Source organism: Rhodoferax sp. (genome assembly GCF_014859475.1).
GTDB lineage: Bacteria > Pseudomonadota > Gammaproteobacteria > Burkholderiales > Burkholderiaceae_C > Rhodoferax.
The window spans coordinates 1-2,657 of sequence record NZ_JACUUE010000274.1 but is presented as its reverse complement, the minus strand read 5'-3'; the positions used below and the strand labels follow the sequence as shown (position 1 = coordinate 2,657).

General features: G+C 57.6%; 2 protein-coding genes. Both read left to right on the top strand.

What is annotated here, in order from left to right:
* Positions 1-179 precede the first annotated feature (179 nt).
* Positions 180-683 carry an HlyD family efflux transporter periplasmic adaptor subunit gene (locus tag IBX54_RS14255; RefSeq protein ID WP_296543317.1) on the top strand — a complete coding sequence of 168 codons (504 nt, stop codon included), beginning with the start codon at positions 180-182 and terminating at the stop codon, positions 681-683.
* A gap of 370 nt (positions 684-1,053) precedes the next feature.
* A complete protein-coding gene (locus IBX54_RS14250; protein ID WP_296543316.1) occupies positions 1,054-2,634 on the top strand; it encodes an adenylate/guanylate cyclase domain-containing protein in 1,581 nt (526 codons plus the stop codon).
* The last annotated feature ends 23 nt before the right edge of the window (positions 2,635-2,657 follow it).

Here is a 2,657-nt window from a genome sequence, read left to right as displayed (position 1 = left end):
GACTGAAACCAGTCTAAGTGTTGCGAGTTTTCATTCGCTAAGTAAAAACCCTGCCAAGGCATTGAAATAAATGAAGGAATCCGCGGAAAAAAAATCAATACGCAGATCCAACGCCATATTCCAGATTGGTCAAGATTTGAAGCATCTTTCCCCCAGATTGGATAAGTCATGAATACGCCGTGCTCAACGAACGGCTGGCGGGCCAGCGCGACACATTTGCGCGGCTTGTGCTGCGTGCGCCGGTGGCGGTCACCGTGGTGGACATGGCGGTGCACACCGTGGGCGGCGTGGTCAAGCCGGGTGACCGCTTGATGGAGATCGTGCCCGATGGCGACGCGCTGGTGGTGGAGGCCCGCATTGCGCCGCAGTACATCGACCGCGTGTACCCCGGCCTGCCCGCCGACGTGCACTTTGACGCCTATTCCAGCCGCGCCTTTCAACCGGTGGTGAGCGGGCAGGTGGCGGTGGTGTCGGCCGATGCGCTCACCGACGCCCGCAGTGGCGCCACTTACTACACGCTGCGCGTCACGGTGGCTCCGGCCGAAGTCAAGAAGCTGGGCAAGCTGCAATTGCAGCCCGGCATGCAGACCACGGTGATGGTGAAGACCGGCGAGCGCTCGCTGATGGTGTACTTGCTGCGACCCTTGCTGCGCCGCTTCAATTCGGCCCTGGCCGAGAGTTGATGCCATCGGCCCGAGGGCGGGCCTCCTACAAATGACAGTGCCCCCTGTAGGAGCGGCGCCCTCGCCGCGATGGCGACCGTTAACGTGAAAGATCAAGATTGTCATCCCGAACTTGATCCGGGATCCATGAATCCGGGGGATGGATTGCGGATAGGGTCCGCAATGACAGCCTTTTTTATGTCATTTAGACAGATGTCTAAATGATTGCACAACATCAATTAAATAATTGGACAGCTACCTAAGCTGGACAACTGATGTTTTTGAGCAACAGACAGCTGCCTAAATTAACGGCGTTTTAGTTAGACACTTGCATTTCATCTGTCTATCTATATAGTCCAATTGTCTAACAAAGAAAGCAGTGGATAGTTTCATGTTAACCAGCGTTGCGTTGCTTGAGGGTGCCGGTATTTCGCGTGCCACCCTCAACAATTACATTGCCGTCGGCCTCCTGCCCCGGCCGGAAGTGCGTCGGCAAGCGGCCGCGCCGGGGGAGGCACCCACGACCCTGGGCTATTTCCCGGACTGGGCGCTGGAGCGCATCGGGCAAATTCAGGAACTCAAACGCCATGGGGTCAGCATGGAAGACATCAAGCGGCAACTGGCCGACCAGGTCGACCAGGCCAAGCCGGTCAAAGCCAGGCAGTTCGCACCCGCACCCGAGCCGCTTCCCACGCCAGCAGCTGCGCCGTCGCCAGCTGTCACTGCCGGCATCATGCACAGCGACGGGCCATCTTTTTCCGAAAAGCGCACGGCGCCAGCCTCTGTCCAGCGCAGCGAATCGATGCAGGTTTCGGTCGAAAACATTCCGTATCCGGCCTACATGGTCAACTTCGAGTTTCAGTTGATCTGGCTCAACGCGCTGGCCCAAAAAGAGTTCTTTGCCGACAACCCGATCCCGGAGCGGGCCAACGACCGCTCCATCGTGCCCACCCTGCTTGATTGGGCAGCAACCTTGCCGCAGCAGGAGCAGGCCAGTTTGTTCAACGCGCATTTGGGCCCCATCAAGAGTCGTTTGTCGCGCCAGGTCCTCAACCAGAATCTGGGCAACCTGGCAAATGAGCAGCGGCAATGGTTGATGGACTGTTACGACCACTGCCCGGAGCCCGAAAACCGGATTCAGCACATTGTCGGCCTGGTTCATCCTGATCCGGAAATCGGCCCTTGCCAAGTGGTCGCCCTGAGCTTTCGCGAAGGCGTGTTGATCGTCTATATACCGGCAAAGCAGGATGTCAACCAGCTGCTCAACTGTGTGGCGCGGCGCGACTCGTTCGTTCGCGCCTTGCTCAGTCAGCGCCTGCCGGCGCTGACGCCGTTGGCAGTGATGGTGGCCGACCTGCAAAATTCGGTGCGCATCTGCTCCGAGCTGCCACCCGAAGAGTATTTTCAATTGATCAACCAGATTTGGTGCACGTTGGACCCGATTTTCCGGGAGTATTACGGCGCCTATGGAAAACACACGGGCGATGGCATGGTCTATTACTTCTTTCCGCAGCCCGACCGCAATTACCTGATGAACGCTGTGCTGTGCGCCAACAAAATGCGTGAAACCATGCAGAACATCAGCCACGAATGGATGGTGCGCAAGGGCTGGACCAACACCTTGTACATGAACATCGGCCTCAGCGAGGGCGAAGAATGGCTTGGTACTTTCAAGACCAACAGCAACTTCGAACTGGTGGTGTTGGGAGAAACCATCAATATTTGTGGCCGCTTGTCAGACCTGGCCCGCTTCGGCAAAGTCTGGGCCACCAAGGGGCTGATCAGCAAACTGTCGGTTGCCGAGCGCGCGCAGTTTCGCTACGGCGTGGAGCGCGATGCGCCACAAGGCAAAGTGTTCGTCAACAACTCGTATGCCCAAGTGGCATCGCTGCTGTCCAACACCGACCCGCGCCACGCCAAACTCATGGACATTGCCACCTGCGCCGTGGCCGAGGTACTGCCCAAGCTTTAACATCCTTTAACATCCGCCTTTTT

Coding starts and splice junctions, on each gene's coding strand:
- IBX54_RS14250 (WP_296543316.1), top strand. CDS start 1,054: ATGTTAACCAGCGTTGCGTTGCTTGAGGGTGCCGGTATTTCGCGTGCC.